Annotated in this window: 27 protein-coding genes and 1 pseudogene; 15 read left to right on the forward strand and 13 right to left on the reverse strand. The window is 73.7% G+C overall.

Annotated features, from left to right (window positions below):
- Positions 1 to 2: 2 nt before the first annotated feature.
- From OHA72_RS32485 to OHA72_RS32495, 3 genes are read right to left on the reverse strand one after another with little or no spacing between them, the layout of a single operon-like run.
- A complete protein-coding gene (locus OHA72_RS32485) occupies positions 3 to 827 on the reverse strand; it encodes an alpha/beta fold hydrolase (protein ID WP_326999841.1) in 825 nt (274 codons plus the stop codon).
- 38 nt (positions 828 to 865) lie between these two features.
- Positions 866 to 1,363, reverse strand: coding sequence for a hypothetical protein (locus OHA72_RS32490; RefSeq protein WP_326999842.1), 498 nt, complete (start codon positions 1,361 to 1,363; stop codon positions 866 to 868).
- A 40-nt stretch (positions 1,364 to 1,403) separates the two neighbouring features.
- Positions 1,404 to 1,895, reverse strand: a complete 492-nt coding sequence (locus tag OHA72_RS32495) for a DUF2306 domain-containing protein (RefSeq protein ID WP_326999843.1) — start codon at positions 1,893 to 1,895, stop codon at positions 1,404 to 1,406.
- A 34-nt stretch (positions 1,896 to 1,929) separates the two neighbouring features.
- Here OHA72_RS32495 and OHA72_RS32500 point away from each other — a divergent pair, with 34 nt between their 5' ends.
- Positions 1,930 to 2,508: a TetR/AcrR family transcriptional regulator gene (locus OHA72_RS32500; RefSeq protein WP_326999844.1), complete on the forward strand. Its 579-nt coding sequence runs from the start codon at positions 1,930 to 1,932 to the stop codon at positions 2,506 to 2,508.
- Between the two features lie 21 nt (positions 2,509 to 2,529).
- Here the strand turns inward: OHA72_RS32500 and OHA72_RS32505 are convergent, their stop codons facing one another.
- Both OHA72_RS32505 and OHA72_RS32510 read right to left on the reverse strand, forming a co-directional pair.
- Positions 2,530 to 2,991 carry a response regulator gene (locus OHA72_RS32505; RefSeq protein WP_326999845.1) on the reverse strand — a complete coding sequence of 154 codons (462 nt, stop codon included), beginning with the start codon at positions 2,989 to 2,991 and terminating at the stop codon, positions 2,530 to 2,532.
- Between the two features lie 47 nt (positions 2,992 to 3,038).
- Positions 3,039 to 3,704: a DNA alkylation repair protein gene (locus tag OHA72_RS32510; protein WP_326999846.1), complete on the reverse strand. Its 666-nt coding sequence runs from the start codon at positions 3,702 to 3,704 to the stop codon at positions 3,039 to 3,041.
- A gap of 84 nt (positions 3,705 to 3,788) precedes the next feature.
- Here OHA72_RS32510 and OHA72_RS32515 point away from each other — a divergent pair, with 84 nt between their 5' ends.
- On the forward strand, positions 3,789 to 3,953 hold the full coding sequence (locus OHA72_RS32515) for a hypothetical protein (RefSeq protein ID WP_326999847.1): 165 nt from the start codon (positions 3,789 to 3,791) through the stop codon (positions 3,951 to 3,953).
- 63 nt (positions 3,954 to 4,016) lie between these two features.
- Here the strand turns inward: OHA72_RS32515 and OHA72_RS32520 are convergent, their stop codons facing one another.
- On the reverse strand, positions 4,017 to 5,408 hold the full coding sequence (locus OHA72_RS32520; RefSeq protein WP_326999848.1) for an MFS transporter: 1,392 nt from the start codon (positions 5,406 to 5,408) through the stop codon (positions 4,017 to 4,019).
- Between the two features lie 690 nt (positions 5,409 to 6,098).
- On the opposite strand from OHA72_RS32520, the pseudogene OHA72_RS64970 reads away from it, so the two are divergent.
- From OHA72_RS64970 to OHA72_RS32535, 3 genes and pseudogenes are all read left to right on the forward strand, one after another.
- Positions 6,099 to 6,611, forward strand: a pseudogene (locus OHA72_RS64970) (ABC transporter permease); the annotation flags it as partial.
- A 271-nt stretch (positions 6,612 to 6,882) separates the two neighbouring features.
- Positions 6,883 to 8,007: an ABC transporter permease gene (locus OHA72_RS32530; protein ID WP_326999850.1), complete on the forward strand. Its 1,125-nt coding sequence runs from the start codon at positions 6,883 to 6,885 to the stop codon at positions 8,005 to 8,007.
- A gap of 22 nt (positions 8,008 to 8,029) precedes the next feature.
- Positions 8,030 to 8,524 (forward strand): YcxB family protein, encoded by a 495-nt coding sequence (locus OHA72_RS32535; protein ID WP_326999851.1) that lies wholly within the window; start codon positions 8,030 to 8,032, stop codon positions 8,522 to 8,524.
- A 4-nt stretch (positions 8,525 to 8,528) separates the two neighbouring features.
- Here OHA72_RS32535 and OHA72_RS32540 read toward each other — a convergent pair whose 3' ends face one another.
- Positions 8,529 to 9,548, reverse strand: a complete 1,020-nt coding sequence (locus tag OHA72_RS32540; RefSeq protein ID WP_326999852.1) for a hypothetical protein — start codon at positions 9,546 to 9,548, stop codon at positions 8,529 to 8,531.
- 134 nt (positions 9,549 to 9,682) lie between these two features.
- On the opposite strand from OHA72_RS32540, the gene OHA72_RS32545 reads away from it, so the two are divergent.
- Together OHA72_RS32545 and OHA72_RS32550 are read left to right on the forward strand one after the other, a co-directional pair.
- A complete protein-coding gene (locus OHA72_RS32545) occupies positions 9,683 to 10,186 on the forward strand; it encodes a MarR family winged helix-turn-helix transcriptional regulator (RefSeq protein ID WP_326999853.1) in 504 nt (167 codons plus the stop codon).
- 8 nt (positions 10,187 to 10,194) lie between these two features.
- Entirely contained in the window at positions 10,195 to 10,560 is a 366-nt protein-coding gene (locus OHA72_RS32550; protein WP_326999854.1) for a VOC family protein, read from the forward strand.
- A gap of 138 nt (positions 10,561 to 10,698) precedes the next feature.
- Here OHA72_RS32550 and OHA72_RS32555 read toward each other — a convergent pair whose 3' ends face one another.
- From OHA72_RS32555 to OHA72_RS32565, 3 genes are all read right to left on the reverse strand, one after another.
- Positions 10,699 to 11,289 carry a hypothetical protein gene (locus OHA72_RS32555; protein ID WP_326999855.1) on the reverse strand — a complete coding sequence of 197 codons (591 nt, stop codon included), beginning with the start codon at positions 11,287 to 11,289 and terminating at the stop codon, positions 10,699 to 10,701.
- Positions 11,290 to 11,377: 88 nt separating this feature from the next.
- Positions 11,378 to 12,037, reverse strand: coding sequence for a response regulator (locus OHA72_RS32560; protein WP_326999856.1), 660 nt, complete (start codon positions 12,035 to 12,037; stop codon positions 11,378 to 11,380).
- 207 nt (positions 12,038 to 12,244) lie between these two features.
- Positions 12,245 to 13,411 (reverse strand): sensor histidine kinase, encoded by a 1,167-nt coding sequence (locus OHA72_RS32565; protein WP_326999857.1) that lies wholly within the window; start codon positions 13,409 to 13,411, stop codon positions 12,245 to 12,247.
- A gap of 179 nt (positions 13,412 to 13,590) precedes the next feature.
- Between OHA72_RS32565 and OHA72_RS32570 the strand changes: the two genes are divergently transcribed.
- Both OHA72_RS32570 and OHA72_RS32575 read left to right on the forward strand, forming a co-directional pair.
- Entirely contained in the window at positions 13,591 to 14,343 is a 753-nt protein-coding gene (locus OHA72_RS32570; protein WP_326999858.1) for an ABC transporter ATP-binding protein, read from the forward strand.
- Between the two features lie 136 nt (positions 14,344 to 14,479).
- Positions 14,480 to 17,284 (forward strand): ABC transporter permease, encoded by a 2,805-nt coding sequence (locus tag OHA72_RS32575; RefSeq protein ID WP_326999859.1) that lies wholly within the window; start codon positions 14,480 to 14,482, stop codon positions 17,282 to 17,284.
- A 171-nt stretch (positions 17,285 to 17,455) separates the two neighbouring features.
- Here the strand turns inward: OHA72_RS32575 and OHA72_RS32580 are convergent, their stop codons facing one another.
- Both OHA72_RS32580 and OHA72_RS32585 read right to left on the reverse strand, forming a co-directional pair.
- Positions 17,456 to 18,064 (reverse strand): HAD-IA family hydrolase, encoded by a 609-nt coding sequence (locus OHA72_RS32580; RefSeq protein ID WP_326999860.1) that lies wholly within the window; start codon positions 18,062 to 18,064, stop codon positions 17,456 to 17,458.
- Positions 18,061 to 18,393 (reverse strand): SemiSWEET family sugar transporter, encoded by a 333-nt coding sequence (locus OHA72_RS32585; RefSeq protein WP_327011717.1) that lies wholly within the window; start codon positions 18,391 to 18,393, stop codon positions 18,061 to 18,063. The genes OHA72_RS32580 and OHA72_RS32585 overlap by 4 nt, the downstream gene beginning before the upstream one ends.
- A 126-nt stretch (positions 18,394 to 18,519) precedes the next feature.
- Here OHA72_RS32585 and OHA72_RS32590 point away from each other — a divergent pair, with 126 nt between their 5' ends.
- Positions 18,520 to 19,764, forward strand: coding sequence for an ROK family protein (locus OHA72_RS32590; RefSeq protein WP_327011718.1), 1,245 nt, complete (start codon positions 18,520 to 18,522; stop codon positions 19,762 to 19,764).
- Here the strand turns inward: OHA72_RS32590 and OHA72_RS32595 are convergent.
- Positions 19,728 to 21,287 carry an ankyrin repeat domain-containing protein gene (locus tag OHA72_RS32595; protein ID WP_326999861.1) on the reverse strand — a complete coding sequence of 520 codons (1,560 nt, stop codon included), beginning with the start codon at positions 21,285 to 21,287 and terminating at the stop codon, positions 19,728 to 19,730. The genes OHA72_RS32590 and OHA72_RS32595 overlap by 37 nt on opposite strands.
- A 124-nt stretch (positions 21,288 to 21,411) precedes the next feature.
- Between OHA72_RS32595 and OHA72_RS32600 the strand changes: the two genes are divergently transcribed.
- From OHA72_RS32600 to OHA72_RS32620, 5 genes are all read left to right on the forward strand, one after another.
- Entirely contained in the window at positions 21,412 to 21,756 is a 345-nt protein-coding gene (locus OHA72_RS32600) for an ArsR/SmtB family transcription factor (RefSeq protein WP_326999862.1), read from the forward strand.
- Positions 21,756 to 22,037 carry a hypothetical protein gene (locus OHA72_RS32605; RefSeq protein ID WP_326999863.1) on the forward strand — a complete coding sequence of 94 codons (282 nt, stop codon included), beginning with the start codon at positions 21,756 to 21,758 and terminating at the stop codon, positions 22,035 to 22,037. The genes OHA72_RS32600 and OHA72_RS32605 overlap by 1 nt, the downstream gene beginning before the upstream one ends.
- Positions 22,034 to 24,070, forward strand: a complete 2,037-nt coding sequence (locus OHA72_RS32610) for an MMPL family transporter (RefSeq protein ID WP_326999864.1) — start codon at positions 22,034 to 22,036, stop codon at positions 24,068 to 24,070. Before OHA72_RS32605 ends, OHA72_RS32610 begins: the two co-directional genes overlap by 4 nt.
- A gap of 117 nt (positions 24,071 to 24,187) precedes the next feature.
- Entirely contained in the window at positions 24,188 to 24,577 is a 390-nt protein-coding gene (locus tag OHA72_RS32615) for a hypothetical protein (RefSeq protein ID WP_326999865.1), read from the forward strand.
- Positions 24,531 to 25,508, forward strand: a complete 978-nt coding sequence (locus OHA72_RS32620) for a hypothetical protein (protein WP_326999866.1) — start codon at positions 24,531 to 24,533, stop codon at positions 25,506 to 25,508. The genes OHA72_RS32615 and OHA72_RS32620 overlap by 47 nt, the downstream gene beginning before the upstream one ends.
- Positions 25,509 to 25,516 lie beyond the last annotated feature (8 nt).

The raw sequence follows: 25,516 nt of genomic DNA on the forward strand, positions 1-25,516 counted from the left end.
GGTCAGACGTCGGGATCCGCGGGCCGGTTCCCGGTGTGCCGCAGCAGCTCCGCGGTGAACGTGTCCCACAGCTGCGGCGGCAGGTCGTGCCCGGCTCCGTGCAGCACGACGAGGCGTGCCCCGGGGATCGCGTCGCGGACCGCCTGCCCGTGCGGCAGCGGCAGCAGCGGATCCAGATCCCCGTGCACGACCAGCGCCGGCACCCGCAGGTCCTCGAAGCCTCCGCCGGCGGGTGGTTCGAAGCGCATCGCGTAGTGGTTGGCGGCGGTGGCGATGTCCTTGGCCCGGGCGGCGTCGCGCCGCGCCAGGTCCAGGGTCGCGGCCTCGTCGAAGTACGGGGAGCCGCCGGCGTAGGCGCGCACGGCCGCGACGGTGTCGGCGACCGCGTCGCCGGTCGGCTCCGGGTGCTCCACTGTGGACGGCGGCAGCCCGTCGGCGCCGGTGGAGGTGCTCACGAACGTCAGCGTCGCCACCCGCGACGGGTGATCCACGCCGAGGATGAGGCCGAGCCCGCCGGACATCGACCGGCACACGACGTGGGCGCGGCCGATCCGCAACGCGTCGAGGATCCCGATCGCGTCGAGGGCGAGGTCGGTGTTGGAGTAGCCGGGCCGCCCGGGCGGGTAGGCGGTGGAGCGGCCGGTGTCGCGCTGGTCGTAGCGGATGACGAACCGGCCGCCCCCGGCGATGCGGGCGCAGAGGCCGGCGTCCCACCACAGCATCGACGCGGCGGCGCCGTCGATGAACAGCACCGCCGGGTCCGCCGGGTCGCCGAACGTCTCGACGCACAGGTCGACCCCGTTGACGTGCAGCATGTTCTCGGTCATGACCCCAACCTATGCCCCGCGACCGGTTGCCGCGTGGCTCAGCCGGTCTCGAAGCTGAACCAGGCGACGGCGCGTTCGGGGTCGACGAAGAGGTCGACCCTGCCGCCCTGCACCGCCTGCGGGAAGTCGGCGCTGTGCCGCCACCGGACTCCTTCGGGCACGAAGGGCCGCAGGGTGTCGCGGACGGTCGGCGGCACGGTCGCGACGGCCCAGGCGGCGAACGCGCCGGTGTCGGTGTCGCGCAGGCGCAGGACGCCCTCGGCCTGCCAGTCGGTCGGTCCCGGCACGCGCGAGCAGGGGCTGCCGAGCTTCTCGCCCTGCCAGTGGATCTCGACGTAGTCGCCGATCCCGGGGATGTCCTTGGAGGTCCAGTCGCGGGTGGTGCGGACCTTCGCCTGGTCCGCCTGGAGCGCGGCGGTGCACTCCTGCTCGGTGTTGTCGGCTTCGGCGGTGAACTGATCCACGGCGATGACCGTGCCGGCCACGAGCGCCGCGCATGCCAGGGCGATCACCAGGACGACGCTGCGTGTCCGCACGGCGACATAGTAGCGGCGTCGTGCCCGTCCGTGTTGCCCGTCAGGTCCGCGTGGCGGGTGCGGGGGTCCTCGCCGCGCGGCGGCGCCGGCTCACGGCGATGACGGCGGCCGCGGCGAGCAGGCAGGCGGCGGCGCCGAGCGCGAGGCGGGCCGGCTCGTGCACCAGCCACTGCAGGATGTCGCGGGCCGGCACGGCGACGGCGCCGGCGAACGCGCCGAGCAGGCCGAAGTAGGAGCCGGTCATGAATCGGCGGTGCGTCTGGACGCGGTGGGTCAGGGCGGCCCACAGGCCGATCGACAGCGTCACGAACGTGAAGATCGACAGGCCGTGGATCCAGCTGAAGTGGCCGGGGGTGAGCTCCTTGATGAAGAAGGAGCTGATGACCGTCCAGTACATGGCGACGACCCAGACGCGGCCGACGAGCCGGTGCGGGCGGTCGCCCTTGGGGTTGCGGCGCAGGTTCCAGGCGCCCAGGAGCAGGGCGACGGTGGCGCCGCTCGCGTGCAGGGGGCATAAGGATGCCGATAACACTGTTATCGCTTATAACATTGTTATAGTCGTCGGCATGGCGCACGTCAACGAGGCCCGGCTGGTCGACGAGGCGGCCCGGCTGCTGGTCGAGCACGGGCCCGCCGGGCTGTCGCTGCGCAAGGTCGCCGCCGCCGCGGGGGTCTCCACGATGCCGGTCTACACGCTGTTCGGCGACAAGGAGGGCCTGCTCGCGGCCATGCACCGGGAGGGGTTCCGCCGCCTCGGTGCAGCCCTGGCCGCCGTGCCGCAGACCGCGGAGCCCCTCGCCGACCTGGTCGAACTCGGCCTGGCGTACCGGCACGCGGCCCTGTCCAGCCCGCACCTCTACGGGCTGATGTTCGGCCGGACCGTCCCGCAGTTCCAGCCGTCGGCCGCGGACAGGGAGGCGGCGGACGCCACGTATCAGCCGCTCGTCGATGCGGTGGCGCGCTGCCAGGACGCCGGGGTGTTCGGCGGCGGCGACCCGCGGCGCATCGCGCTGCACCTGTGGGCGGTCTCGCACGGGATGGTGAACCTGGAGCTCAACGGGCAGCTGCCGGAGCTCGGCCCGGCCGAGGAGCTGTACCTCGAGGCGCTCGGCCACGCCGGCCTGCCGTTCCTGGCCATCATGTAGGCCGGGCGGGCACGGGCGCGGTCAGGTCGCCGGGTCGTCGGAGGATCGGGGCGGCAGCGCGACGGTGTGGCCGTAGAAGTTGTGGATCTCGCTGATGACCCGCTCGTAGTCGTCGAGGTTGATGGGCTTGGTCACGTATGCGTTGGCCTGCGCGTTGTAGCTGGAGGTGACGTCGCTGTCCGAGGACGAGGTGGTGAACACGATCGTCGGGATCGACTTGAACCGGTCGTCGGTCTTGATCATGACCAGCGCCTGCCGGCCGTCGACCCGGGGCATGTTCAGGTCGAGCAGGATCAGGTCCGGCCGCGGCGCGTCGCCGTAGGGCTCGTCACGGTGCAGGAACGCCAGGGCCTCGCCGCCGTCGGCGACATGGTGCAGCGCGCTGCGGATGCTGTGCTCGGCGAAGGCGCTCTCCACCAGCGCGACGTCGCCCGGGTCGTCCTCGACGACCAGCACCTGCAGCAGCTGCTGATCGGCTTCCATGCGTCGCTCCTGAGGTCGAAGGGGAGTTGCCCGCGGAGCCTACCTTCCTACGGCGCCTGCTGGCGTCGCACCATCTCCGTGATCCAGACGGGCGCGAACGGCGACGTGCAGTTCGGCGGCGTCGGGTAGTCCTTGAGCACCTCCAGGCGCTCGCCGATGTCGATCGCCCTGGCGCGGTGCCCTGCGTGTTCGATCCCGATCTGGGCCAGGCAGTGGTTCATCGCCCACTGCAGCCGCTGCGGGGCGTCGCGCATCCGCGCCTCGATGACGTCGAGCAGCCCGGGCAGGTCGAGGCCGGCGGGGCTTTTCGCGACGCGTTCGGTGGTCAGCGCCCAGCCGGCGCTCGCGACCACCGGATCGGCGTCGGCGAACCAGGTCAGGCGCAGCGCCTCGGCGTCCGGGTGCTTCTTGACCACGTAGCTGACCAGCCAGTCGTGCACCTTGGGCACCCGCGCCTCGCGCAGCATGACGTCCAGCTGGTCGCGGGTGAACGCCTTCGGCCGGCAGATCAGCAGCGCCAGCAGCCTGGCCGCGGTGTCACCCGTCGCCCACAGGTCACCCGCGAGCTCCTGCTGCGTCTTCAGCCGTTTCGCGACCGCGCGCAGCTTGCCGAGGTTGACGCCGTGATCGTCGCCGTGCCGCTCGTTCACCGCACGCGCCTTCGGGTCCTCCAGCGCGGCCAGCTCGGCCATCACCTCGGCCACCTCGGCCATCCCCGGCCACCTCCTGTCCGTTCAGCGTGTCAGAAAACCTACTCGCTGGATGACGCCCGGCGAGAATGGCGTCACCCTGTGTGCGTGGGTGAGCCAGTGCCGAGGATTCCCACCCAACGCGATGACGATGCCGCACCGGACACCGTTTCGGAACCCGCCGAGGAACAGCGGGCCGCCCAGGGCGGCGGGTCCGACCTGCAGAACGCGGTCACCGTCGGTGCGCTGGCCTGGGACTGTTCACGCTGCTGAAAGCCTACGCCGCGGCGAAGTTCTCGCTGACCACCTGCGACCTCGCGGAGGATCGCGCCGCGCCTACCGCTCGCCGGTCGCCGCCACCTCGACCGCGTCGCCGTCGCCGGCGGACCGGACCGGGGCCGGGGCGGCCATGAAATGGTGGCTCAGCCGGCGGTACGGGCCGCTGCGCAACGCGACCAGGCTGGCGATCAGGCCGATGACGCCGGTGAGGACGAACACGAGCGCCATGCCACGATCGGCGCCGGTGCCGAACCAGCCGCCGATCGCGCGGGCGCCGGCGCCGTCGGTCATGAACGGGATGAAGACGAACTGGGCGATCGGCGCGATCAGGAACGCGGTCAGCGGTGACGCGGCCTGCTCGACGCTCTGCGCGAAGCCGAACACGCGACCCTGCCGCTCGTACGGCACGACCTTCTGCAGGATGGTCTGCTCGGCGGCCTCGGCGTAGGGCACCAGCACCATGTAGACGAGCATGCCGGCGCCGAGCAGGACGATCGAGGCGTGCAGCGGGAAGAGCACGGTGACGGTCCACAGCACGACGTTGACCAGCAGGAGCAGCCGGACCGGGTTGCTGCTCAGCCCGGTGCGGGCCACGCACAGGCCACCGACGATGAGCCCGGCGCTCAGCGCACCCCACAGCAGGCCCCACGTCTGGACGGAGACGAGCGACAGGCCGTAGGCGTCCATGAGGGCCATGTAGACGCCGCCGAGGAAGTTGTTGAACGTGGAGAACAGGATGAGCGCGGTCAGGCCCGGCACCTCACCCACCACGCGGATCGTGCCGCGCAGGTCGACGGTGCGTTTCGCCGGCGGTACACCGGCCGCGGCGGAAACCCGGACGGCGGCGGGGACCACGCGGACGAACGACAGATGCACCACGGCGGCCACGAGCACGGCGAGGGCCATGACCAGGACCCAGAACATGCCGCCGATCGCCACGAGGATCCCGCTGATCACCGACGTGACCAGGAACGACACCCCGGACGTCGTGCCGACCAGGCCGTTGGCCTTGTCCCTGGTGCCCTCCTCGATGAGGACGGTGACCAGCGTCGGCAGGGCGATGGTGCGGATGTTGCCGACGATGACGCCGACCATGAGCAGCACGATCAGCGCCCACAGCGGCACGCTCGCCGGGTCCTTGAACTCCTCCCGCGGCACGCTCTGGTAGATGCCGAACGCGGCGGCGTAGCACAGGAACGACGCGACCGCGGACACCTGCATCATCACGGTCTTCGAGTGATGGTCGACGAGACTGCCGAACCAGATCCCGGTGACGGCCGTCATGACCAGGAAGATGCCGGACACGACCCCGGTGGCGAACACCGAGCGGGTCTCCAGGTACACGTAGAACGTGATCGCGAACCAGACCGTGTAGTTGACCACCGACACCAGCAGCGTGTTGACCAGCAGCTGGTGGAACGTCGCGCGATCTCCCCTGATGACGGCCATGCAGCCGATCGTAGGACCTCAACATCGCTCGAGGTCCACTTCGCGACCCTGAGACCGGCTCGGGAGCGACCCTGGGACGGCATCGGTGACGTCTCGTCCCTGCGGGCGACGCCCGGCGCCGCGGCCGGGGGAAGGATGAGGCGCGTGCTGCGTATGACGCTCCGAGGGATGTCGCACCGCCGGCGGCGGCTCACGCTGTCCGTGCTGGCGGTGGTCCTGGGCGTCGCGTTCGTCTCCGGGGCGCTGGTGCTGGCCGCGACCCTCGGCGGGTCGTACACGTCCCTGGCGGCGCGGGCGCACGCACAGACCGACGTGTCGGTCGCCCCGGCGGACCGGGTGTCGGCGCAGGGGGTACCGGCGGCGCTGCTGCAACCCGTCGCGGCGGTGCCGGGCGTCGCGGGCGTGACGGGGGTCGTGTCCGCCGGCGGCGCCCGGCTCGTCGGTGCCGACGGCAAGGTCGTGCCGTCGCCGGACCGGCCGCGGCTCGGGGTGAGCTGGCCCGGCCAGGCGGGCTCGGTGCGCCTGACCGGCGGGCGGGGCCCGGTCGCGGACACCGAGATCGCCGTCGACACGGCCCTCGCGGCGGCGGCCGGGATCCGCGTCGGCGACCGCGTCGACGTGCTGACGCTGCGGCCACGCGCGACCTTCACGCTCGTCGGCACGTTCGACCTCGCCGACCGCGACCAGCAGATGGTGGCGTTCACGGAACCCGTCGCGCAGGCGTCGGTGCTCGGCGAGCGGGACGCGTACACCTCGATCTCCGTCACGGCACAGGACGGCGTGTCGCAGGAGGCGCTGCGCGACCGGGTCGCCGCCGCGGTCGGCGAGGGCTACGCGGTCAGCACCGCACGGCAGCTCAGCGCACGGGAAGGCGCGGCGCTCGCCGGGTCGAAGTCGCTGCGGCTGACCAACACCCTGCTGCTCGGCTTCGCCTGCGTGGCCCTGTTCGTCGGGGCGTTCCTGATCCTCAACACGTTCTCGATCCTCGTCGCCCAGCGGACCCGGGAGCTGGCGCTGCTGCGGGTGATCGGCGCCGGCCGCCGGCAGCTCGCCGCCGCGGTCCTGGCCGAGGCGGCGATCGTCGGGCTGGCCGGCTCCGCGGCCGGTCTGGCCGCCGGGACCGGCGCCGGCGCCCTGCTCGCGTCGGTGCACGGCGCATCGGGCGTCGTCGTCCCGGCCGCCGCGGTCGCCGCCGCGGTCGCCGTCGGCCTGCCCGTCACCGTCGCCGCGGCGATCGTCCCCGCGGTGCGGGCGTCGCGGGTCGCGCCCTCGCCGCGCTGCGCGACCCGGCGCCGCCGCCACGCCGGCCGTCGCCGTGGGGCGCCCTCGTCCTGGCCGCCGGGGTCGCCATGCTCTGGGGCGGCCCGGCGGTCGCGTTCGGCGGCGTGCTGGTCGCGTTCACCGGCGCGGCGCTGCTCACCCCGTCCTCACCCGGCCGGCCACCGGCGCCGTCGGGTGGCTGTTCGCGTGGTCGGTGCCGGGGCGCCTCGGCCGCCGCAACGCGACCCGCGACCCGCGCCGCACCGCCGTGACGGCCACCGCCCTGATGGTCGCCGTGGCCCTGCTGGCCGGGATCTCCACCGTGTTCGTCTCCGCGACGGCCAGCGTCGGGCGGCTCGTCGGCGACCGGATGCGCGCCGACCTGGTGATCAGCGGCGACGCCGACGGGGTGAGCCGCACCGGCTTCGACCCGGCCGTGCTCACCGTGGTCGCCGGTGCGCCTGGTGTACAGGCGGTGACCGGCCTCGGGGAGGGCGCCGCTGTGATCGACGGGCGGCCCGCGTTCGTGGAGACCGTCACCGACGTGCCCGCGCTGCGCGACATGCTCGGGCTCACCGCCGCGGCCGGCACGATCGGCGCGCTCGCCGACGACCAGATCCTCGTCGACCAGCGCAACGTCACCGCGCAGGGCCCGCACGTCGGCGACCGGGTCACCGTCCGGCTGCCCCGCGGCGAGGCCCGCCAGTTCACGCTCGCCGGCGTCTACACCGACACCGACCTGCTCAACGGCTGGCTGCTGCCCGCCTCCGCGGCCGGCGGGTTCCGCAAGCCGCAGCCGACCCAGGCGTACGTGCGGCTCACCCCCGGCACCGACGTCGCCGCGACCAAGCTGCTGGTCGCCGCCGTGCTCGCCGGCAGCCCCGAGGTCTCCGTCAACAACCGCGCCGAATACATCGCCCAGCGCAACGCCAAGGCGGACCGGCTGCTCACCGTCGTGCAGCTGCTGCTCGCCCTCGCCGTCGTCATCGCGGTCCTCGGCATCGTCAACACCGTGGCCCTGTCCGTGCTGGAGCGCACCCGCGAGCTCGGGCTGCTGCGCGCCGTCGGCCTGCGCCGCGCGCAGACGATGGCGATGACCGCCGTCGAGGCGACGGCCGTCTCCGTCGGCGGCGCCCTCCTCGGCATCCTCACCGGCGCCGGGCTCGGCGCCGCGACCGTCCACGCCCTGGCCGCACAGGGCGTCACGCAGCTGACGGTGCCGGTCGGCCGGCTGGCCGCCTACCTGGCCCTGGCCGCCGTCGCCGGGATCACCGCGTCGCTGCTGCCCGCCGCCCGCGCCGCCCGGCTCAGCGTCCTGCACGCCATCGCCCACGAGTAGGTCTGTGCCCTACGATGCGCCGATGCAGATCAGCATGTGGGTGCCGTACGACGAGGGCCGGCTGCGGCGCACGATCAAGATCGTCCTGCGGCCGCAGATGCGGTTGATCCGTGTCCTGGGGGCGATCCTCGTCGTCATGGGGTTGCTGCTGGCCCTGGCCGGCGGCTCGTTCGAGCTGAACCTCCTGGCCGTCGTGCTGGGTGTGGTGTGCCTGACCGTCATCGGGCCGATCACGGTCTCCCGCGCGGTGAGCATGCAGTCGGCCGTCATCAAGGACGGGTTCCACATGACGCTCAGCGACGAGTGGCTCACCATCGTGTACCCCCTCGCTGAGTCCCGGTACCGGTGGGCCGGCGTCGACAAGGTCATCGACACGCCGGAGGCCTGGTACCTGATGTGCGGCAAGGTGCAGGCGTTCACGATCCCGAAGGACACGATGACGCAGGAGCAGCGGGCGCAGTTCGCCGCGTTCCTCGCCGGCCACGCCGAGCGGCAGGCCGGGCGTGCGTTCCTGTAGTGCTTCAGCAGGGCTTGCCGTAGTCGTACGGCAGTGCCTGTAGCCGCTCGACCGAGATGTCGCCGAGGATGAGGTACTTCTCCACGCCGTCGGGGACGATGTCGTCGGGGTCCATGAGCGCGAAGTACGGGTCGACGCCGCCGTTGGCCGCCATGTACGGCCGCGGGTCCTCGGCGTAGGTGACCAGCGCGCCGGCCTTGTCGGTCATGATGAGGCCGTACTCCTGCATGGCGCGGGCGATCGTGCGCGCGGCCGGGCTGCGCACCACGCTGATGTCGAACGCCGGGTCGAGCCGGAAGCGCTGGCCCTCGCACGGGATGTCGGCGCCCTCGGTGTTGCCGTCGTTGCGGGTCGCCGGCCACGAGTTGCAGTCCTTGCGGGTGCGCACGGTGGCGATGTTGACCGCGTGGTCGATCCGCCCCCGCCGCAGCTCGTCGATGCGGATGGTGAACGCGCCCATCGGCAGGCCGGTCGCGGTCGCGCCGAGCGGGTTGGTGAAGATGCCCGGGTTGCGCGAGTAGTGCTCGATCTTCCCGCCCCAGCACGCCGACCAGTGCCCGGCGGCGTCCTGCTCGGCGCGCCAGAAGTCCCAGTACGTGTCCGTCGACGGCTGGTAGATCGTGACGGCGGCGTCGGTGCCCTTCGACACGATCAGGTCCGCCGGCGTCGGCACCGCGGCGAGACTGTCCGCGATGACGGGCGCGAGGTGCGGCAGGTTCAGGCAGTCGGAGAACGTCCACCGCTGCGTCGGCGTGTCCCTGGCGACGGTGAAGATCGGCGTGGAGTACTCGTCGGTGTTCACCGCCCACGAGCCGTAGTTGTTCACCTTGTCGAGGCGGATGTTCTCCACGACCGCGGCGGAGTTCGCGGCCAGGGGCACGTGCCTGGGCAGCTTCGTGTTCCACGGTCCCTGCCGGGAGAACCCGTTCGCCGGCCGCGCGCCGTGGCCACCGGCCTGCGCCGGCTGCGCTGTGACGACCGCCGCCGGCACGAGGGCCAGCATGACCAGTACCCGTGTGAACATGCCCGGCAGCGTAGGGCGACGGCCTTCCCGCCCGTTTCTTTTGACCGCACGCGATCGCCCGACCTGGCGCGCGGCCTGAAAGTTCCACCGCGGGCTGTTGTGGATCCGTGCGCATCGCACGTAATATCTGTGCGATGCGCACAGATGATGACGTGGCGGGTGGCGGGCCGGCGCTGTTCCGGGTGGTCCGGTTCTGGTCGCGGCGGTGGGCGGCGGGCATCACCCAGGACGAGGGCGGCGACGTCGCGCACATCCTGGTCCTGGAGGCGGTCGACGCGGCCCGCGGTGAGGGCTCGCCGGCGCAGATCGGCGCGGTGGCCGTGGAGCTCGGCCTGGACCGGTCCAACGCCAGCCGGATGCTCGCCGCGACGGTCGCTGCCGGGCTGGTGACGAGGACGGTGTCGGCGCAGGACGCACGGCGCACCGAGCTGGACCTCACGCAGGCCGGCGAGGACCTGCTGGCCGCGGCCCGGGCTTGGCAGGAGCAGACGTTCGCGCGGCTGGTCGCGGACTGGCCCGCCCGCGACGCCCAACGCTTCGCCGCGTATCTCGTGCGCCTGGCCGCCTCACAACCTTCTGCCGCGCAGTCTCCCGTCGCGCAGTCTTCTGCCGCGCGGTCTTCCGTCGCGCAATCCTGAGGAGCGTCATGACCATCGTGCTGAACCACACCATCGTCCCGGTCGGCGACCGCCACCGTGGTGCGCGGCTGCTCGCCGGGCTGCTGGGCGTCGAGGCGGGCGATCCCGCCGGTCCCTTCGCGCCGGTACGGGTGAACGCCGACCTCACCCTCGACTTCGACGACCGCCTCGGTGCGCGACCCGGCCACTACGCGTTCCTCGTCGACGACGACACCTTCGACGCCGCCCTGGCGCACGCGCAACGCTCGGGGCTGGAGTGGGGCTCGGCGCCGCGCCTCATCGACCGCCAGATCAACCACCTGGGCGGCGGGCGCGGCGTCTACATCCTCGACCCGGACGGCATCGCCTACGAGTTCTTCACCAGCGTGCCGTAGGCCCCTGCTTCACCGCGCGTCCTGCTTCACCGCGCGTCCTGCTTCACCGCGCGTCCTGCTTCACCGCGCGTCCTGCTTCACCGCGTGGCGTTCTTCGCCGTTCCCCTTTCACCGCGCCCTTTCATCGCGCGCACCTCTTCACCAGCGTGGCGTGGGGCCCGCGCCGGGCCACTGCTGAGCGGGACCCGCGCTCGGCCACGGCGGCTGCGGTGGCGGCTGCCTGCGGAAGTACGCGTTCGACGCGGGCAACGCGAGCAGCACCGCGACGAGCAGCACGCCGAGCACCGACGCGGCGGCCAGGACCACCGTCAGCGGCACGTACCAGCCCGGCATCGTGTCGGCGATCCGTGCGGTGATCTCGCTCGACGACGTGCCGGTGCTGGTGACGCGGGGCGAGGTCACCGACGTGCCGCCGAGTATGCCGGGACTCAGGCAGCACACCCCGATCGTGCACAGCACCCAGACCACGATCCGCACCCAGTTGCGCGGCCTGCCCAGCAGCAGCGCCGGGATCCCGCACACCACCAGGATCAGCCCGGCGGCGATGACACCAGCGATGACGGCACCGGTCGCCTCGTCGCCGCCGCGGACCCCGCCGTACGCGGCGATGTAGGCCCTGCGCAGATCATCGATCAGCACGACGCCGAGCAGCGCGCTGACCATCGGCAGCGCGGCGACGACCAGCAGCAGCCAACGGGCGGCGGTGACGGGTGCGGGTCTGGGCGTCATGCTGGGGCCTCCCGGAAGTCGTCGGCCCTGAGCATCCTCGCCACCGCCCACGTCCCGCCGTATCACGTCGCATAGTCGACATGCCCACTCATGCCACGGTCACCAGCCCCGTTTCGTACGCGACGATGACCAGCTGCGCCCGGTCCCGCACCTCCAGCTTTGCCAGCAACCGGCTCACGTGCGTCTTGACCGTGGCCAGACTCAGGTTCAGCTGCCCGGCGATCTCCACATTGGACGATCCCCGCGCGATCAGCGTCAGCACCTCCCGCTCCCGCCCGGTGATCCCGTCCAGCCGCCGGTGCAACGGCGCCACCGCCGCGGGCCGCCGCGCGAACTCACCGATCAACCGCCGCGTCACCGACGGCGCGAGCAGCCCGTCCCCACCGGCAACCACCCGGATCGCCGCCAGCAGCTCCACCGGCGGCGTGTCCTTGAGCAGAAACCCACTCGCCCCCGCCCGCAACGCCCCGTAGACATACTCATCGAGGTCGAACGTGGTGAGCATCAACACCCGCGTCGCCGCCATCGCCGGATCGGCACAGATGCGACGGGTCGCCTCGATCCCGTCCATGAGCGGCATCCGAACGTCCATCAACACCACATCGGGCCGATGCCGCACAGCAAGAGCCACGGCCTCAACCCCGTCGCCCGCCTCGCCGACCGTCGTGCAGTCCTCACTCAGATCGACGAGGACCCGGAAGCTGCCTCGCAGCAACGCCTGATCGTCAGCAATCAACACCCGGATCACACCCCACCCCCGCCCCAGTAGCCGCCACCGGCCACTCCTCGCATCCCGCCCCGCGACACCGCCGGACCTCCAATCCCCGCCACTCGCATCACGCCACCTCAACCCGTCGATCGGCGTCGCCCACCTGCACCCGCACGCTGCGTGGCGGCCGCTCCCGGCGCGGCATCGGCGCGGCACGCTGCGACGGCCCTGGGGTTGCGGGCGGCGTCATGCTGGTGCTCCGACGGGGGCGTACGGCAGCCGGGCGGACACCGAGAAGCCGCCGCCATCGCGGGGACCCGCGCTGAACTCACCGCCGTGCGAAGCGACGCGCTCGCGCATCCCGATCAGGCCGTGGCCGGTGCCCGGCGTGCGGACGGGGCGGCGGCCGTCGTCGGTGACGTCGACCCGCACCTCGCCGGGACCGATCGTCACCGAGACCCGGCAGGTGGCGGGTGCGGCGTGCTTCACCACGTTGGTCAGGGCCTCCTGGACGATCCGGTACGCCGCGAGACCCACCGACTCGGGGACCTCCTCACGTGGCGCCGGCCCGGTCACTTCGATGCGCACGTCAACGTCGCCGTGCGATGCCTGCCCGGCGAGCGCATCCAGGTCGGCGAGGCCCGGCGCCGGCGCATACGGCGTCTCGTCGCGCAGCATCCCCAGCGCCCGGCGCATCTCCAGCAGCGCGCCGCGGCCGGTCGCCTCGATGACCCGCAGCGCGTCGCGGGCCTCCTGCGGGCTGGACTCGGCGACGTGGTTGCCGACGGCGGCCTTCACCACGATGAGGCTCATCGTGTGGGCCACGATGTCGTGCAGCTCGCGGGCGATCCGCAGCCGCTCCTCCGCGACCGCCTGCCGGGTCAGCTGCTCGCTCTGCCGCGCCGCGAGGGCCCGCCGCTCGCGCACCGTCCAGCCGATCAGCCAGCCCGGCGCGGTCATGACCATGCCATACACCACGGCGCCGGTCGTCGACCACAGATCCCCGCCGGTCATGGCGAGCGCGGTCACCACCGCCGCGAGGCAACCGGCGGCGACGGGCAGCGACCATCGCAGCGGGGTCGCGACCGCGAGGGTGTAGAAGGCGAGGGCGAGCGACACCGACGGGCCGGCGGCCGCGTAGTTGGGGATCACGCCGGTCGCCAGCGCGATCGTCGCGGCGAGGCTGACCGTGACCGCGACCCCGGCGGGGAAGCGGCGCCGCACCGCGACCGGCAGCCCGATGACCGCACCGGTCAGCACCGACACCCACACCGGCTCGACGACGCTGCCGTCCAGCGGCGACTCCAGCGCCGCATAGGCACACAACATCGCGCCGGTCACGATCGCGAGGACGGCGTCGACAGCATAGAGGTCCATCGGCCGGAGCCGTCGGGTCAGCAGCAGCACGCTCACGCCGTCGACGGTAGTCGCAGGTGGGCCGGTGCCGCGTCATTCGTAGGTCGACCACAGGGGGTCATCCTTGAGAACGACGAATCGGGTGCGGGGCGGTTTTCGTACACCTCAAGCAGGACCCAATCGAACGACCTGAGTCTGACGCGCCCGACCCCGGCATCGGGGCAGTGTCTTGGGTCATGACGACACCGACGGTGCTGCTCGACGACGTTTGGATGGTGTACGGCGCCAGCCCACGAAAAGTGACGGCCCTGGCGGGTGTGACGGTGGGGTTCGGCCCGGGGACGTTCAGTGCGGTGATGGGACCGTCCGGGTCCGGCAAGTCGACGCTGCTGCACTGCGCGGCGGGCCTGGACCGTCCCGCCTCGGGCACGGTCACGGTCGACGGCACCCGCCTCGACGACCTGGACGAGGACGCGCTGACCCGGTTGCGGCGCGACCGGATCGGCTTCGTGTTCCAGGCGTTCAACCTGGTCTCGACGCTCACCGCCGCACAGAACGTGGCGCTGCCGCAGCACCTGGCGGGCCGGCGACCGGCGGACGACGACGTGGCGGCCGCGCTCACCGCGGTCGGCCTGGCGGACCGGGCCGCGCACCGGCCGAGCGAGCTGTCCGGCGGTGAGCAGCAGCGGGTCGCGCTCGCCCGGGCGCTGATCAGCCGGCCGGCGGTGGTGTTCGCCGACGAGCCGACCGGCGCCCTGGACAGCGCGACGTCCCGGCAGATCCTGCGGCTGCTGCGGGCGCTGGTCGACGAGCACGCGCAGACGGTGGTGATGGTGACGCACGACCCGGTCGCCGCGGCGTGGGCGGACCGGGTGGTGATCCTCGCCGACGGCCGGATCGTCGACGAGCTCGGCGGCGCGATCACCGCCGAGACGGTCGCCGCCCGGACCGCCGCCGTCGAGGCCGGCGTCACGGGGTCGTCATGCTGAGCCCGCGGCCCGGCAGGGAAGGACGCCGCGGTGCGGTCGCGCGGCGGGATGGACGCCGCGGTGCCGTCGCGCGGAGGACGGGCTGCGCGGTGCGGTCGCGCGGACGGTGCGGCGGTTCACGGGTGCGTTTGTCGCCGTGGCGGTCGGCATCGCGCTGGTCACGGCGGCCACGCTGCTGTTCGCGTCGGGGCGGCCGCTCGTGCCGGACCGGCTGGCGGACGCCGCCGTCATCGTGCGCAGCCCGGCGGCCACGTCGCCGGCGGACCCGTTCACCCCGCCGGTGCCGTGGTCCTCCGACGCGGCGGCGTCGTTCGCCGGCCGCCTCGCCGCGCTGCCAGGGGTCGCGGCAGCCGTGCCCGACCGCACGTTCTACGTCCAGGCGGTGGTGGGCGGCAGGCCGTACACCGCCGACGGCAACCGGCAGGACGCCCGCGAGGGGCACGGCTGGTCCAGCGCGCGACTCGGCGGGCTGCGCCTGGTCGCGGGCGCCGCACCGGACGCACCCGGCGAGGTCGTCGTCGACCTGGGGCTCGGACTGTCGCCCGGCGACCCGGTCACGCTGCTGACGGCAGGGGGGCCCGCGCCGTACACGGTGAGCGGGACCGTCGACGCACCCGGCTTCCACGTCGCGGACGAGGTCGCCGCTGCCCTCGCCCCGGGCGTCGACACGATCGGTCTGCTGCTGCACCCGGGTGCGGACCGTGCGGCCGTCGCCGCCGCGGCCCGGACGGTCACGGGCGGCCGGGTCCTGACCGGTGACGCCCGGGCCGACCTGGAGCCGCGCGACGACGCGCGCACTCGCTGGATCGGCATGCAGGTGCTGACCGCCGTCGCGGCGCTGGCCGGGTTCGTCACCGTGTTCGTGGTCGCGTCGACGTTCGCGTTCGCGGTGGCGCAGCGGCGGCGGGAGTTCGGGCTGCTGCGCGCGGTCGGCGCCACACCGCGCCAGATCCGCCGGATGGTGCAGGGCGAGGCCCTGGCGGTCGGTGCCGCCGGCGCGGTCGTGGGGCTGCTGGTGGGTTCGGCGGGCGCGACGCCGCTGGGCTGGGCGCTGGTCGACGCCGGGTTCGAGCCGGCGACGTTCGAGGTGCGGTTCGTGCTGTGGCCGGTGCTCGTCGCGCTCACCGCGGGTCCGCTCGTCGCGCTGGTCGGTGCGTGGTCGGCGGCCCGGCGCGCGGCCCGGGTGCGTCCCGTCGAGGCGTTGCGGGAGGCGGCGGTCGAGCAGCGGCCGATGGGACTGGTCCGCTGGGTCACCGGCCTGCTGCTGGTCGCCGTGGGCAGCGCCCTGGCAGTCGGGACGGCGACGTCCGGCAGTGCGCAGGATTCCGCGACGTTCGCCATGTACAGCGCCATGGCCCTCATCACCGGGGCCACGGTCCTCGCACCGGCGGTCGTGCGCCCCGTGGCCGGCCTGCTGCGCTCCCCGCTGCGCACCCGCGGCGGCGCGATCGGCATGCTGGTGCGCGGCAGTGCCCTGACCGCGTCGCGGCGCACCGCGTCGACGGCCGCGCCAGTGCTGCTGACGGTTGCGTTCGCGGTGCTGGTGTCGGGCATGGTCCGCACGTCGACCGGCGCCTACGCGGCGGGCCGGTCCGCACGGGTCGACGCCGGCTGGGTCGTCGCCCCGGACCGGGCGCCGGGCCTGTCCGACGCGGCCGCCTCGGCGGTGCCCGGGGCGTCGATCCTGCCGACGACGGTGTTCACCCCCGGCGCTTCCGGAGGGCCGCCGCGGGCACGGGTCGCACTCGGCGTGGACGCGGACGCGTTCGCCGCCGTGAACCGGCGCATGGAGGTCCTCAGCGGCACTGTCACCGACCTCCGCGGCAACGACACAGTCGTGCTGACCGCGTCGTCGGCAGCGGCAGCCACGGCGGGCAGCCCGGCGGCGACGGCCGGTCCGGCCGCGACGGGCGCTGCGGGCGGTTCAGCCGCGCCGGCCAGTGGCGCGGCAGGCGGTCCGGCGGCGAGTGGCGCGGCGGGTTATCCGGCGGCGAGTGGGACGGCGGCTGCAACCGCGACGGCGGCTGCAACCGCGACGGCGGGTGGTTCAGCGGCGGGTGGTTCAGCGGCGGGTGGTTCAGCGGCGGGTGGTCCGGGGTCCAGTGGCGCGGCGAGTGGTCCGGCGGCGACAGCCACTGGGGCGGCGGGCAGTGCGGCGGCCGGCACGGGCGCCACGGGCGCGGCGGCAGCCACGGGCGCGGCAGGCGTCACTGGGGCGGCGGGCGGTTCGGCGGCAGCCACGGGCGCGGCGGGCGCCACTGGGGCGGCGGGCGGTTCGGGGGTCGGCGGCGGTCCGGCGGTGTATCCCGTGGTGTTCGCCGACGGGACGACCGTGCGGCTTCGGGTCGTTGCCGTGGTCACCGACGGCTCGGTGCCGGGGGACCTGGTGCTGCCGCGGGGTGTGGTGCGCATGCATGACCCGTCGGCGTTGACGTCGGCGGTGTTCGTGCGGGAGCGGGTCGACGTGCCGGCAGGGGCGGGTGCGCGGGTCGTCGACGTGGCCACGTGGGCGGCGGAGCAGGACGGCGCCGAGGATCGTCTGGTCTGGTTGTTCACGGTGCTGCTGATCGCGGTGTCGGCTGGGTACGGGGCCATCGCCGTTGCCAACACCCTGTTGATGGCGGCGGCCGGGCGGGCCGGGGATCTGCGGGCGGTGCGGCTGGCCGGCGCGACGCGGCGGCAGGTCCTGCGGCTCGTCACCGCGGAGTCGGCGCTCGTCGTGCTGATCGGGGCCGTGCTCGGGGGAGGGGTCGCGTTCGCGGCGCTGCTGAGCATCCGGGCGGGGCTCAGCGAGCAGGTCGGCGCGCCGGTCGCCCTGGTCGTGCCGTGGCAGGTCGTGGGCGGGGTGGTGGGGCTGTGCCTGCTGCTCGCGGTCGTGGCGAGCGCGGTGCCGACGGTTCGGCTGCTCCGGGCGGGGGCAGCGCGCGAGGCGGGACTGTGACCCGCGGACGGTGCAGGAGGCCGTCGTGGTGTCCGGCGATCCGGTCCTCGGCCCGGTCCGAGGACCGGACCTCTGGTTGTCCGGGAGGGGACTGCCGATGCGCTGGTTGCCCTCGTCCAGGTTCGCGTGCGGTGTCGGCATGCCCGTGGTTCTGCGTGGTCGGGGCTGGGGTCAGTGGGTGAGCTGGGTTGCGAGGTCGTTCAGGTCGCGGATCGGGACGTCGCCCGCCAGGCCTCGCAGCGCGGCGACCCGCATGCCGGCGGCGTGGCCGGCGTCGATGCCGGGTTGGGAGTCCTCGACCACCAGGCAGTCCTTCGGGTCGACGCCGAGCAGTGCGGCGCCGGCCAGGTACGGCGCGGGGTCGGGCTTGCCGCGGGGGGTGTCCTCGACCGTGACGAGGTGGCGGGCCGGCAGGCCGGCGGCCTGCAGGCGGACCGTGGCGAGGCGGCGGTCGGCGCTGGTGACGACCGCCCAGGGCAGGCCGAGGTCGTCCAGGGTGCGCAGCAGCCGGGCGGCACCCGGGGTGGCGACCACGTCGGACAGGTCGTCGTACTGCAGCTCGAGATTGCGCTGGGCGGCCACGGCCACGGCGGCGTCGTCGAGGTCGGGGCGGACGACGCGGATCGTGGTGGCGGCCGGGTTGCCGTGCAGGATCGGGGCGAGGACCTCGACGGCGACCGTGTGCTCGGCGGCCCACCGGTGCCAGGCGCGCTCGACGGCGGCGTCGGAGTCGACGAGGGTGCCGTCCATGTCGAGCAGCACGGCCTTCACGGGGATCATGCCGGGTCCTCCTGGAGCTGGGGTTGCCGATAGCGGACCTTCATGACCACGAGGGCGATCAGGGCCGCGCCGGTCGCCGCGTTGGTGAGCACAATGGGCAGGTCGCCCTGGGATGCGCCGTACACCACCCAGAGGGCGACGCCGGAGGCCAGGGCGAGCAGGTACACCCATGAGATGTCGCCGACGGATCTCGTGCGCCATGAGCGGACGAGTTGCGGCAGCCAGCATCCCGTGGTGAGAATCCCGGCCAGCACGCCGAGCACCGACATGGCAGCCTCCTTTAAACTCGTCTCACGAGTATATTGCATGACAGGACAATGATGGACCATCGTGCGGAGACACTGCGGGCGCAGGGTGCGCTCGCCATGCTGCGGTGCGCGCACCGGTTTCCGGGGATCACCCGGGCCGAGGCGGCGGCGCGGCTCGGGCTGAGCAGCGGCTCGGCGGCAGGCATCATGGGCCGGTTGCGTGAGGCCCGGCTGCTCGCGGAGGCGCCGGCGCCGCAGACCGGTGGCCGGGGCAGGCCGACCGCGGCGCTGGTGCCCCACCCGGACGGGCCGCTCGTCGCCGTGGTCGACATCAGTCACGCGACCTGGACGGTGACGACCGCGGCGATCGGTGGCACACTCGCGCCGGCCCACGTCCACCGGCACCTCGGGTTGCCTGCCGTTGCGGTGCTTGCGTCGGTACGCGATGCGCTCGCCGAACTGCACGGACCGCGGCTGCGTGCGGTGGGGGTCGCCATCCCCGGCACCGTGCACGGTCACACACTGGTCGAGGCGACGAACCTGGGCTGGCGGGGCGTCGACCTGCGCGAGCTGACCGACCTGCCGCTGGCCGTCGGCAACGACGCGTCCCTGGCCGGTGTGGCAGAGGCGCTGCGGGGTGCGGCCCGCGACGCGAGCGTGGCGCTGCACCTGACGGTCGAGGTCGGTGTCGGCGGGGTCCTCATCGTCGACGGCCGGCCGTTGCTCGGCGCGGCGGGCGCGGGTGGCGAGTTCGGGCACCTGCCGTTCGGCGACCAGGGCCGGCGCTGCCCGTGCGGCGCGTGGGGCTGCTGGGATCTGGAGGTCGACGGGCGGGCGATGGCGCGGCACGCGGGCGGCGCACCCGGCGGACCCGCGGGCGTACGCCGAACGGACCATCGCCACGGCCCTCGCCGGCGACGCGGACGCCGCCGCGGCGTGCCGGGCGACCGCGACGGCGCTCGGGCGTGGCGTCGGCGCGCTGCTCAACGCCGTCGACCCGGCCGTGGTCACCCTCGGCGGTCTGGGCGCGGACCTGCTGTCGGTCGCGGGCGCGGCACTGCACGCCGGGGTCCGCCGCGGCGCGATGGCGTGGCGCCGCGACGACCTGCCACCGGTCCTTCCTGCGGCGCTCGGCTCCAGCGGCCCGGCGATCGGCGCCGCGGAGAGCGCGATGGCCCTCGTGCTGACCGAGCAGGCGCTCGCCGTCTGAGGACAGCCGAAAGCGGCGGCGACGCCGTCGTGCGATCCGCGGCGCGGCGAGCTGTGGCCGGGTACCGGCCGCTGATGGGCAACCCCGCCGACATCGAGCTGTGGTCGTGCGCGGCGGGCACGCCGACCGGCGGGCCGGCACCGAGCCCGGCGCGCCCACCCCTGACGCCGCCACGGCCGGGCCCGAGCAGGACGGCGCGGGCCGGTCAGCCGGGCAGGCGGACGCCGCGGCGGTCGGCGTAGGACCGCAGGGTGAAGCCGTTCCCGGGGTCGAGCGAAGGATCCGCGCCACGCGCCAGCAGCAGGTCCACGACCGCCTGCGAGCCACGGCCGACGGCCGCCCACAGCGGGGTCATGCCGTACTCCGTGACCGCGTCGATCAGGCCGGGTGCGGCGTCCAGCAGCAGCTCCACCACGTCGGGCCGGCCGGAGTGGCACGCGGCGTGCAGGGCGGACCCGCCACGCGGCGCCTCGGCGCGGGCGCCGGCGTCCAGGAGCATCGCCACCGTGTCGCGGTGGCCGGCGGACGCGGCGAGGGGCAGGGCCGGCTCGCCACGGTCGTCGGTCGCGTCCGGGTCGCCGCCGCGGTCGAGGAGGGTCCGCAACGCCACCACCCGTCCCCGGCGCGCGGCGGCGGCGACGGCGACCGGGGTGAGGGTGGCGCCGGCGTCCAGCAGGCGGTCGACGATCGGGGCGTGCCCGGCGCCGGCGGCCCACTCGATCGCCGACCAGCCGTCCGGGAACCGCCACAGGCCGGGATGGTTGGCGCGGGCGTCGACGTCGATCCCGGCGGCGAGGCCGCGCGAGATGAGCCAGTCGATGCCGCCCTTCGCCGCCGACAGCCACAACCGGTGCGCGTCAGCGGTCGCGCCGAGGGCGAGCAGCTGGCGGGCGGCACCGCCGTACCCCCGCCGAACGACACCGCACAAGGCGTCACCGAGGTCGGTGCCGGCCTCGACGAGCTCCGCGGCGCAGTCGGCGTCGGCGGCGTGTGCCAGGGCGTCGCGGCCGGTGGCGCCGAGCGCGGCCAGGCGGCCGACGGCGTCGGCGCTCCCACCGGCGGCCGCGGCCTCCAGCAGGCCCCACCGGTAGCCGGCGACGTCGGCGCCGCGGGCCAGCAGGTTCCTGACAGCGTCGCCGTCGCCGTCGCGGGCGGCGGCGTGCAGGCTGGTGCGGCGCAGGACGGCGGCCGGGGGTCGCAGCGGGTTGCGCATCGGCCGTTCGTGCGGCGGGAACACCCAGCCGTCCGGCCGGGCCCACAGCGCGCGCAGCATGGTCTGCAGCGGGTCGTGGCGGGCCCGTTCCCGGTGGCCGTCGCGCCACTGCCGGGTGCCGCGGTCCTCGCGCATGGTGAGGGTGTCGCCGCCGGGGTCGGCGACGAGCGCGATCTCCAGGTCGAGCCCGCCGCTCATTTCGCACTGGTACAGCGCGATCGGCAGCCCCGTGTCGTGGGCGAACCCGTGCATCCAGCCGATGAGCTGCGCCGGCGGGCGGTGCTCCTGATCAAGGAGATCGAGGAGGCCGGCCGGTGACGGCAGGGGCGTCAGCCAGGTCCGGGGCCAGAACGCGTCCCACGGCGCGTGCGCGTGCGACGACGGCGGCCCGAAGCCGTGCACGACCAGCAGCCCGGCCCGGGGCAGCGACGCGCCGGGGGCGTCGGCAGGGGTGATGTGCGCCCAGGTGCCGGCGACGATCTCGTCGCGGGTGAGGCGGCGGCGTGCCGCGGCGGTCGCGACGGTGTACAGCCCGCGGAATCGCCAACCCATCGGCGCACCTTAGCGATCCCTGGCGATCCCCAGGGTGAGGTCCGGGAGAAACCCTGACGCGGAGGCGAGAACCTGGGTGCTAGCTTTTCACATGTAAGAAAGTTCTTACATGTGAAGGAGCATCATGACGGTGAGTCCGCCAACCGGCGACGACCTGGTCGAGATGCTGGCAGCGCTCTCCAACCCGCTGCGACTGCGCATCGTCGCGAAGCTTGCCGGCGGCCGTGACTACGTGAGCCGACTCGCCCGGGAGATCGGCGTGAGCCGACCCCTGCTGCACATGCATCTCCAGCGTCTCGAGGCCGCCGGTCTGATCGTCGGCAGCCTGGAGCTCTCCGAGGACGGCAAGGCGATGAAGTACTACGAGGTCGCGGACTTCGACCTGCACCTGACCGCCACGACCCTCGCCGCGGCGGCCGAAACCCTCACCGACCCCGACAAGGGTCCCGCACGAAAGGAGCGATCCTGATGTATCTGAGCGCGGAAGAGATCACCTGGCCCGAGATCACGGCCTTCCTCGGCCTCCTGGTGGCCGCACTGTTCCTGTTCGGATTCACCATCGCCAGCTGGTTGGAGTACCGCAAGCTGAAGGTCGCCGGGCAGCAGCAGGACGACCTGCGCCAGCTGGTCCACCGTTACGAGCAGCTGGCCGAGAACACGATGGACGCCCAGAAGCGCATCGCGACCGACGTCGCGGACCTGCGCACCCGCACGGCGTCGATCGAGACGATCCTGCGGACCGTCGAATGAGACGCGCGGTCGCCGTCCTCGGGCTGTGGCTCGTCGCCGGCTTCCTGCTGCTGCCCCTCGCCGGCAGGATCGGCGACGTCACCTCGACCGACCAGGCGCTGGTGCTGCCGCACAGCGCCGAGACGACCCGGGAGCTGCTGCGGGAGCGCGAGGCGTTCCCCGGCACGGACACCCCGGTGGCGGTGGTCGTCTACGCCCGCGACGGTGGGATCACCGACGCCGACCGTTCCACTGTGGACGCCGACCGGGCTGTGTTCGAGGCGGCCGGGCACGTGGTCGGGCCGGTGACGGCGAGCCGGGACGGGCAGGCACTGATGCTGGCGTTCCCGGTCGCGGACAAGGAGGCCGTCAAGCAGATCAAGTCGGCGGTCGCGGATGCACCGCCCGGGCTGCGCGCCGCGGTCACCGGTGAGGCCGGCGCGCTGGCCGACTTGGACGAGATCGGCGAGGGCGTGGACACCACGCTGTTCCTGGCGGCGGCCGGCATCGTGGCGGTGCTCCTGCTGCTCACGTACCGCAGCCCGGTGTTGTGGATCATCCCGCTGCTGTCGGCGGTGGCGGCGAGCCAGTTCACCTCCGCGATCGTCTACCTCATGGGCAGGCACCTGGACGTGACGGTGACCGCCGACCTCACCACGATGATGACGGTGCTGGTGTTCGGCGCGGGCACCGACTATGCGCTGCTGCTCATCGCGCGGTACCGGGAGGAGCTGCACCGCCACCCGGACCGCACGACGGCGATGTCGGTCGCGGTGCGCAGGTCCTTCCCGGCGATCCTCGCCTCGGCGGCGACCGTGACGATCGGCGTGCTGTGCCTGCTGGCCGCGCAGATGAACGACATGCGCAGCTTCGGGCCGATCGCCGCGACCGGCATCATCGTGTCCCTCGCGGTGATGACGACGCTGCTGCCGGCACTGCTGGTGCTGCTGGGCCGCTGGGTCTTCTGGCCGTTCGTGCCGCGCTTCGGCACCGCGATCGCGGTGCGCCGCAACGGCTGGCACCGGGTCGCCGACCTCGTCGGCCGCCGCCCCCGTGCATTGTGGACGGTCACCGCCGCCGTGCTGGTCCTGCTCGGCCTGGGCGTGTTCGGGCTGCGGCTGGGGCAGAACACGTCGCAGATGTACACCAGCGAGGTCGGCTCGGTCGTCGGGCAGCAGCTCGTCGAGCGGCACTACTCCGGCGGGGCCACGTCCCCGGCGGTCATCGTCGCGGTGGCGTCCACTGTGGACGGCGTGGTGGCGGCGGCGAAGGGCGTCGACGGGGTGGCGGACGCGACCTCGACGGCCCGCTCCGTGGACGGACGCTGGGTGCGCATCGCCGCGACGCTCACCGACCCGCCGGACTCCGGCGCGGCGATGGCGACGATCGACCGGCTGCGGGCCGCGGTGCACGCGGTGCCCGGCGCGGACGCCGTCGTCGGCGGGCAGACCGCGACGCTCGTGGACGTCGGGCGGGCCTCGGAGCGCGACAACGCGGTCGTCATGCCGCTCATCCTGGCCGTGGTGTTCGTCGTGCTGGTCCTGCTGCTGCGGGCGGTCGTGGCGCCGCTGCTCTTGGCCGCGAGCGTGGCGGTGTCCTACGTGGCGGCGATGGGCCTGTCGGGCCTCATCTTCACCGCGATCGGCCATCCGCACATCGTGCAGGGGATGCCGCTGTACGCCTGGCTGTTCCTGGTGACCCTCGGCGTGGACTACACCATCTTCCTGATGACCAGGGCCCGGGAGGAGGTCGTGACCCGCGGCAACCGCGACGGGATGCTCGCCGCGCTCACCACCACCGGCGGCGTCATCACCAGCGCGGGGCTGGTCCTGGCCGGCACGTTCGGCGTGCTGGTGGTGCTGCCGTTCGTCGCGGCGATCCAGATGGGCGTGATCGTCGCGGTCGGGGTGCTGCTGGACACCTTCGTGGTGCGCACGCTGCTGGTGCCGGCACTGGCGATCGACGTCGGACCGAGGCTGTGGTGGCCGAGCCGGCACGCCGTGCGGCCGGCCGCACCACCACCCGCCCGGGTGACGGCCGACCTGGCCGGCTGAGACCACGTCGCGGTGCCGGACCCGGTGCCGCGACGTGTTCGCTGTGCTAGGTTCGTACATATGTTCGAAAGAACGTTCGCGGGTGTAGGTCGTTGGTGGTTGGGAAGGGTGGTGCCGATGCCTCGCAAGGACCTCACCGACGTCATCCGCATGCTGCTGCGGCGCCCCGCATGCGGCGACGGCTTCGCGGTGCGCCTCGACTGGCCCGGCTACGGGCCGGTGCTGGTGTGCCACGACCTGACCCAGTTCACGCCCAGCCTGGAGCGCGCACAGCGGCGGGTCGTCAGCACCGAGCGGTATTGGGCGCGCGGCCCCCTGCGGCCCCTCGCCGTCACCGTCGTGCCGATCGACTACGCCACCTACCGCGTGCACCCACGCGAGTGCGGCTCCACGGCGTGCCCGACGACCGCCGCGCTGCTCGGCATGGGCCCGGTGAGGCCCGGCATTATGCTCTCCGCTCATGACCGCGACGGTGGAGCTGGGGGAGATCACCTGCCCCTCGGGTGAGCTGGTGCTCATGGACGGCGGCTACCTGCGCCTGTGGTCCGGTGACCGGCCACCGGAGCAGGACCGCGACGAGGGCATCCCGCCGGGCGCCGACTTCGAGATCGTCGGCGCCGACGCCGAGGCCGCCGCGCGGTCGTTCGACCGGCAGTGGGGCCGCACCGTCTATGACATCCCGCAGCACTCCGCCGCCGAGTTCGCCGAAGCGTTCGCCGCGCACTGCCGCGAGCACGGCCACGACGCCCGCCTGCGGCCGTTCGCCGCCCAGGTGCCGCACCGCGACCGGGCCCGCCGCGCGTCCGCCGCAGGCGACCCGGGCTTCATCGTCAGCGGCGTGCCGGTCGCCGTCGTCGGCGGCGTGCCAGCCGATCGCCCGCTGCGGGTGACCGCCGAGCCCGGCGACGGGTACGGATGGCGGCACATCCGGATCGAGGCCGGCGCCGGACCGGTGACGCACCGCCGCGAGCTCGCCGGCATCGGCGTCGACAACGCCAGGTTCGTGTTCGCCGACGCCGACGCGCTCAACGCGTGGGTCCACGACCTGCCGATCGACGACCTCGCCGACGTCGTGTTCTGGGGCCGCGACGAGGCCACGCTCGCGGACGAGCTCGGCGCGCCGCGGGTGGGGCGGGACGGTTACGGCTGGGTCGACCTGCCGGTCGGCGACGCGTACGCCCGCGCCCTGGACCTGGAGCGCCGCCGCGGCGACCCGGCCGGCCCGAGATTCAACTTCGACTTCCGGCCGCACTCCCACCACTGGCAGGTCATGGCCGGCGTCCGCGCCGCCGAGCACGAGGCCGCCACGATCCACGTCGGCGGCGCGGACGTCATGTTCGCCATGACCTCCGTCGGCGACGGCTTCTTCGCCGTCCATGCGGAGCTCGACGCGGCCGGCGCCCTCGTGGCGGTCCAGATCTCGATCGACGCGGAATGACCCCGGCG

The sequence above is a fragment of the Dactylosporangium sp. NBC_01737 genome (assembly GCF_035963215.1).
Classification (GTDB): Bacteria; Actinomycetota; Actinomycetes; order Mycobacteriales; family Micromonosporaceae; genus Dactylosporangium.